The organism is Streptomyces sp. NPDC060000, from assembly GCF_042737375.1.
Classification (GTDB): Bacteria; Actinomycetota; Actinomycetes; order Streptomycetales; family Streptomycetaceae; genus Streptomyces.
Genome location: NZ_JBHWUU010000108.1, coordinates 20,329 through 27,290, shown reverse-complemented (window position 1 = coordinate 27,290; position 6,962 = coordinate 20,329). Strand labels below are relative to the sequence as shown.

6 protein-coding genes are annotated in these 6,962 nt (G+C 71.8%); 5 read left to right on the top strand and 1 reads right to left on the bottom strand.

Annotation, left to right across the window (positions count from 1 at the left end; genetic code table 11):
- Positions 1-21: 21 nt before the first annotated feature.
- Positions 22-969: an HAD family hydrolase gene (locus tag ACFWBB_RS38350; protein ID WP_385282564.1), complete on the bottom strand. Its 948-nt coding sequence runs from the start codon at positions 967-969 to the stop codon at positions 22-24.
- A gap of 102 nt (positions 970-1,071) precedes the next feature.
- Between ACFWBB_RS38350 and ACFWBB_RS38345 the strand changes: the two genes are divergently transcribed.
- From ACFWBB_RS38345 to ACFWBB_RS38325, 5 genes are all read left to right on the top strand, one after another.
- A complete protein-coding gene (locus tag ACFWBB_RS38345; protein WP_385282561.1) occupies positions 1,072-1,344 on the top strand; it encodes a glutaredoxin family protein in 273 nt (90 codons plus the stop codon).
- Positions 1,345-1,603: 259 nt separating this feature from the next.
- Positions 1,604-2,368: a redox-sensing transcriptional repressor Rex gene (locus ACFWBB_RS38340; protein WP_385282558.1), complete on the top strand. Its 765-nt coding sequence runs from the start codon at positions 1,604-1,606 to the stop codon at positions 2,366-2,368.
- A complete protein-coding gene (locus ACFWBB_RS38335; RefSeq protein WP_385282555.1) occupies positions 2,365-4,104 on the top strand; it encodes a glutamyl-tRNA reductase in 1,740 nt (579 codons plus the stop codon). Before ACFWBB_RS38340 ends, ACFWBB_RS38335 begins: the two co-directional genes overlap by 4 nt.
- A 5-nt stretch (positions 4,105-4,109) precedes the next feature.
- Positions 4,110-5,102, top strand: a complete 993-nt coding sequence (gene hemC, locus ACFWBB_RS38330; RefSeq protein WP_385282552.1) for a hydroxymethylbilane synthase — start codon at positions 4,110-4,112, stop codon at positions 5,100-5,102.
- Complete coding sequence (locus tag ACFWBB_RS38325; protein ID WP_385282549.1) at positions 5,099-6,805, top strand: uroporphyrinogen-III synthase; 1,707 nt, start codon at positions 5,099-5,101, stop codon at positions 6,803-6,805. Before hemC ends, ACFWBB_RS38325 begins: the two co-directional genes overlap by 4 nt.
- Positions 6,806-6,962: the final 157 nt, after the last annotated feature.

The following is a 6,962-nucleotide window of genomic DNA, read 5'->3' as shown; positions in this document are numbered from 1 at the left end:
GTCCATGACCCCGCGCCCTCGTCACCGCCGCCGTCGGTGCAGCGCGATCGCCGCCGCCGTGCCGCCGGCCACCGCGCCCACGCCCGCCGCCGCCGGGATGCCGACCTTCGCCGCCTTGCGGCCCGTGCGGTAGTCGCGCAGCCGCCAGTCCAGGTGGTGCGCGTGCCTGCGCAGCTTGGCGTCGGGGTTGATGGCGTAGGGGTGGCCGACGAGGGAGAGCATCGGGATGTCGTTGTGGGAGTCGCTGTAGGCGGCGCAGCGGGAGAGGTCCAGGTTCTCCGCCGCCGCCAGCGCGCGTACCGCCTCCGCCTTCGCGGGGCCGTGCAGGGGCTCGCCGACCAGCTTGCCCGTGTAGACGCCCTCGACCGATTCGGCGACGGTGCCCAGCGCGCCGGTGAGGCCGAGGCGGCGGGCGATCACCTGGGCGATCTCCACCGGGGCCGCCGTGACCAGCCACACCTTCTGGCCCGCGTCCAGGTGCGCCTGGGCGAGGGCGCGGGTGCCCGGCCAGATCCGCTCGGCCATGTACTCGTCGTAGATCTCCTCGCCGATCGACATCAGCTCGGAGACGCGGTGGCCCTGCACGATGGAGAGGGCCGAGTCGCGGGCCTCCTGCATGTGCTCGGGGTCCTCGACGCCGGCGAGCCGGAACCACGCCTGCTGCCAGGCGAAGCGGACCAGGTCGCGGGTCTCGAAGAACTTGCGTTTGTGCAGGCCACGACCGAAGTGGAAGAGCGCGGCGCCCTGCATGACGGTGTTGTCGAGGTCGAAGAAGGCGGCGGCCAGCGCGTCGCCGTGCACGGGGAACTGCGGTTCCCGGTCGGAAGTGTCCAGGGTTGCCAGGGTCTCCTGGGAGCCCAGGGCTTCCTGGGTGGACTTGCGGGCTGCCTCCGCCGAGGCCTCGCCTGCCAACACGCTCCGCGCCGTGGCGGAGCGCCTACGGGGAGTGAGCCATCCTAGAGCGGCCATGGCGTGAGCATAGCCATTCCGTTCGGCGGTTCCGGAGCCGCGAGGTTCGAAGGGTGTGAACTCTCCGCGACCGCCCCGTGAAAGAAGCGCGAGAATGGCGGTATGACTCCCCTCTTTGGACGTAAGGCCGCCTCGGGCGAGCGGTCGGTCACTCTCATCCGCAAGTCCGGTTGTCATCTCTGCGACGACGCGGAGCGGGTGATCGAGCGGGTCTGCGGGGAACTGGGGGTGCCCTGGGAGCAGAAGGACATCGCCGACGACCAGGAGCTGTACGACCGGTACTGGGAGCAGATCCCGGTCGTGCTGGTCGACGGCAGGCAGCACACCTTCTGGCGGGTGGACGAGGGTCGCCTGCGCAAAGAGCTGGCCGGATAGGAACCGACGGAACCGGCCGAGAAGTACAAGGTTGTACTGAAGGTCGCTTAGGATCGATGGCGGTTTTGTCTCGGGGGCGGGATTCGCGAGGAGAGTGGCGGTTTTGCCCCCTGGAATGATGTGCGTGACCCCGGTCACGTTGGCCGGGCAAATCGGACACCATCTTTGTGCACGCGTTCACAAAGACATAGCCTGCTGTCGACGGGGCGGTCCGGGTACGTGTGACCGCCTACAGCCCCGCTCTACCCGCAGGAGCACCGTGGCAACTGGCCGAACTCACCGACCGGCGACCCGTAGCCGAGGGATTCCCGAGGCCACCGTCGCCCGCCTTCCGCTGTACCTCCGCGCGCTGACCGGACTGTCGGAGCGCTCGGTGCCCACGGTCTCCTCCGAGGAGCTCGCGGCCGCCGCGGGGGTCAACTCCGCGAAGCTGCGCAAGGATTTCTCCTACCTGGGTTCCTACGGAACGCGCGGGGTCGGCTACGACGTCGAGTATCTCGTCTACCAGATCTCCCGTGAGCTCGGGCTCACCCAGGACTGGCCCGTCGTGATCGTCGGCATCGGTAACCTCGGCGCCGCCCTGGCCAACTACGGCGGGTTCGCCTCGCGCGGCTTCCGGGTCGCGGCGCTCATCGACGCCGATCCCACGATGGCCGGGAAGCAGGTCGCCGGGATCGCCGTCCAGCACAGCGACGGCCTGGAGAAGATCATCTCCGACAACGGCGTCTCCATCGGTGTCATCACCACCCCGCCGGGCGTCGCCCAGCAGGTCTGCGACCGGCTCGTGGCCGCCGGCGTCACGTCCATCCTGAACTTCGCGCCGACCGTGCTGACCGTCCCGGACGGCGTCGACGTGCGCAAGGTCGATCTCTCCATCGAGCTGCAGATCCTCGCCTTCCACGAGCAGCGCAAGGCCGGCGAGGAGGCCGCGGCGAACGAGAGCGCCGTTGCGGCCCCGCCCCGCCGCGCCGACTCCACCGACCAGGGACCCGACGGGGACGTACCCGCCGTGATGCCGGCATGAGTCTCCTCGTCGTCGGGCTGAGCCACCGCAGTGCCCCCGTGAGCGTGCTGGAGCGGGCCTCGCTGTCCACGGACGCCCAGCTCAAGCTGCTTCAGGACACGGTCGCCGCCGAACCGGCCGCCGAGGCCGCCGTGCTCGCCACCTGCAACCGGATCGAGCTGTACGCCGACGTGGACAAGTTCCACGCGGGCGTCGCCGAGCTGTCCACGCTGCTCGCCCAGCACAGCGGGGTCGGGCTCGATGAGCTCACCCCCTACCTCTACGTGCACTACGAGGACCGCGCCGTCCACCACTTGTTCTCGGTGGCCTGCGGTCTCGACTCCATGGTCGTCGGCGAGGGCCAGGTCCTCGGGCAGATCAAGGACGCGCTGGCCCGGGCGCAGGAGCTGCACACCGCCGGACGGCTGCTGAACGACCTGTTCCAGCAGGCGCTGCGGGTCGGCAAGCGCGCCCATTCCGAGACCGGCATCGACCGCGCCGGGCAGTCCCTGGTCACCTTCGGCCTGGAGCAGCTGGCCGCGGGCGGGGACGTGGCCGAGTGGGCGCGGGGCAAGAAGGCGCTGGTCATCGGCGCCGGTTCGATGTCCTCGCTGGCCGCCGCCACCCTCGCGCGAGCCGGGGTCGCCGAGATCGTCGTCGCCAACCGCACCGCCGACCGGGCCGAGCGGCTCGCCCAGATACTGACCGAGGCCGACGGCACGCACGTGTCGGCCCGCGCGGTACCGATGGAGTCGGTGCCGGCCGAGCTGACACGTGCCGATGTCGCCGTCTCCTGTACCGGGGCGACGGGCCTGGTGCTGACGGCGGAGTCGGTCGCGACGGCGGTCGAGGACCGCACCGGAGCACCCGTCGCCTTCGCCGAGGAGGCCGCGCGGACGGACATACGGCCGCTGCCGCCCACCTCCGTCGGCACCGACGAGAACTGCCCCCTCGACCTGGCCGCCGTGGAGCAGCCCGCCGTGCAGCAGTCGGCAGCGGTCCAGCAGCAGTCCGGGTTCTCCGTGCTGGGGGAGGCCGCCGTCGCCGGCATGGACGCGGCGACGCTGGAGCAGCACGCCGCCTGGGTCGACAACGCAGGCGTGGACCGCCGGCCGACCGCCCGCCGCAGCCCCGAGACCGACGCCGAGCTGATCACCGCGCTCGCCGCGCTCGCCGCCACCGTCGGACGCATCCCCGAGCGCCGGCGGCCCGAGCCGGTCGCCCCGCCCGTCCGGCCCGAGCCGGTCCTCTTCCTGCTCGACCTGGCGATGCCGCGGGACGTCGACGCGGCCGCGCACCGGCTCGCCGGGGTGCGGCTGGTGGACATCGAGTCGCTGGCGGAGGCCTCGGCCGACGCGCCGATGGCCGCCGACGTCGACCTGGTGCGGCGGATCGTCGCCGACGAGGTGGCCGCGTTCGGCGCCGCGCAGCGGGCCGCGCACATCACACCGACCGTGGTCGCCCTGCGCACCATGGCCGCCGACGTCGTGGCCACCGAGATCGCCCGGCTCGACGGGCGGCTGCCCGGCCTGGACGACAAGCACCGCGCCGAGATCACCCAGACCGTGAAACGGGTCGTCGACAAGCTGCTGCACGCGCCGACCGTACGGGTCAAACAGCTCGCGGCCGAGCCCGGCGGCGCCGGGTACGCGGACGCGCTGCGGACCCTGTTCGACCTCGACCCGGAGGCGGTGGCCGCCGTGTCACGGGCCGAGGAAAGCACCGAGAAGAACGCAGAGAACCGAGGGCCGGCATGAGCGGCATGAGTAAGGCACTGAGACTGGGGACGAGGCGAAGCAGACTCGCCATGGCCCAGTCCGGGCAGGTCGCGGACGCCGTGAGCAAGGTGACCGGACGGCCCGTGGAGCTCGTCGAGATCACCACCTACGGTGATGTCTCCCGCGAGCACCTCGCGCAGATCGGCGGCACGGGAGTCTTCGTGACCGCGCTGCGGGACGCGCTGGCCAAGGGCGAGGTCGACTTCGCGGTTCACTCGCTGAAGGACCTCCCGACCACGCAGCCCGAGGACCTGGTCCTGGCCGCCGTACCGGTGCGCGAGGACCCCCGCGACGTGATCGTCGCCCGGGACGCGCTGAAGTTCACCGACCTGCCGCGCGGGGCGCGCATCGGTACGGGTTCGCCGCGCCGCACGGCGCAGCTGAACGCGTACGCGCGCAGCCACGGGCTGGACATACGGACGGTGCCGATCCGCGGGAACGTCGACACGCGGATCGGATACGTGCACGACGGCGAGCTGGACGCGGTGGTGCTGGCAGCGGCCGGCCTCAGCCGTATCGGCCGCATCGACGAGGTCACCGACTTCCTGTCGATAGACACGGTTCTGCCCGCTCCCGGCCAGGGAGCACTGGCGATCGAGTGTGCCGCGGGCAACGCGTCACTGATCGCCGCACTCGGTGAGCTCGACGACCCGTTCACGCGGGTCGCCGTGACCGCCGAACGGTCCCTGCTCGCCGCCCTGGAGGCCGGTTGCTCCGCCCCTGTGGGCGCGCTGGCCGACCTTCCCCCACTCTCGGCTCCGCTCGAGCGGTGGGACCCCCGGGCCGACGGGCAGATTGTCAACGAAATGCGCCTGCGTGGCGTCGTCGGCACGACCGACGGCACGCGCACGGTGCAGCTGTCCACCACCGGTCCCGTGCCCGAGACACACGACGGGGCAATGGCGCTCGGTCGCGAACTCGCCGCCGAGATGCTTGCCCAGGGCGCGGCCGGTCTGATGGGGGAGCGATCACAGTGAGCCCCACCACCCTTCCAGCCGCTGGTCCTGAACACGGGCACGTCACCTTCCTGGGTGCCGGACCCGGGGATCCGGGACTACTGACTCTGCGCGCCGTCGAGGCACTGACACACGCGGACGTCCTCGTCGCCGAGCACGAGGTGCTCGACGTCGTACGGACGCACGCGAGGCCGGGCGTCGCCGTCGTGAACGCGGAAGCGGGTCCTTGGTCGGACCCTCTTCCAGGCACGGGCGCGCCCCTCGCGACGGTCGTTGACGGCAAGTCAACAACCGCTGAGGTACCCGCTGTGCGCGATGCCGCACATCTTGTCATGGAGGCCGCGCGGGGCGGCAGGCGGGTCGTCCGTGCGGTCTCCGGGGACCCGGGACTTGATACGTACGCGGCCGCGGAAATGCTCGCGTGCGCGGCGGCCGGCGTTCCCTTCGAGGTCGTACCCGGTGTGGCGACCGCCGTCGGTGTACCCGCGTACGCCGGTGTGCCGCTGCGGGACGCGCAGGGCGCGGACGTCCGGTTCGTCGACGCGCGCACGGCTTCGGACCGCTGCTGGACCGAGGTCGGGGCGTCCGACGGCACGGTCGTCGTGTCGACGACCCTCGACTCCGTCGCCTCGGCCGCCGGTGAACTGGTGTCGGCGGGGCGCAAGCCCGATACGCCGATGACGGTCACGGTGGCCGGTACGACGACCCGGCAGCGGACGTGGACGGCGACCCTCGGAACGATCGCGCAGACGCTGAAGCAGGCGAAGGTGCTGCCCTCCCCGGAGGGCGGCCGGCCGGTGATAGCCGTGGTCGGTGAGCGTTCCGCCCCCGCCCAGCGCGACCAGCTGTCGTGGTTCGAGTCCAAGCCGCTGTTCGGCTGGAAGGTGCTCGTGCCGCGTACGAAGGAACAGGCGGTGTCGCTCTCCGACCAGCTGCGGTCGTACGGTGCCGTGCCGCACGAGGTGCCGACGATCGCCGTCGAGCCGCCGCGCACGCCCCAGCAGATGGAGCGGGCGGTCAAGGGCCTGGTGACGGGCCGCTACGAGTGGATCGCCTTCACCTCGGTGAACGCCGTCAAGGCGGTGCGCGAGAAGTTCGAGGAGTACGGGCTCGACGCGCGTGCCTTCGCGGGGATCAAGGTCGCCGCGGTGGGCGAGCAGACGGCGAAGGCACTGGTCGCCTTCGGTGTGAAGCCGGATCTCGTGCCGAGCGGCGAGCAGTCGGCCGCCGGGCTCCTTGAGGACTGGCCGCCCTACGACCCGGTCTTCGACCCGATCGACCGGGTGTTCCTGCCGCGCGCCGACATCGCCACCGAGACCCTGGTGGCCGGGCTCATCGAGCTGGGCTGGGAGGTCGACGACGTCACCGCCTACCGGACCGTGCGTGCCTCGCCGCCCCCGGCCGAGACCCGGGAGGCGATCAAGGGCGGCGGCTTCGACGCCGTGCTGTTCACGTCGTCGTCCACCGTGCGGAACCTGGTGGGTATCGCGGGCAAGCCGCACAACGTGACCGTCATCGCGTGCATCGGTCCCGCCACGGCGAAGACGGCCGAGGAGCACGGGCTGCGGGTCGACGTCATGGCGCCCGAGCCGTCAGCGCTCAAGCTGGCCGAGGCACTGGCCGACTTCGGGCTGCGCCGGCGGGCGGCGGCACAGGAGGCCGGGGACCCGGTCAGCCGCCCGAGCGAGCGGCGCCCTGGCGCGCGGCGGAGGCGGGCGACCTGACCCCCGGCCGCGTCCGTGCCGGACCCGCGCCACCAGCAAGACCTTGTGCGCCCCGCCGTCTCCGCCGGAGACGGCGGGGCGTTCTCACGAGCAGAAGCGATACGAAGACACCGAGGTCTTCCATCACGCAGGCCGTCGACGACGGGGCGACCGTCCC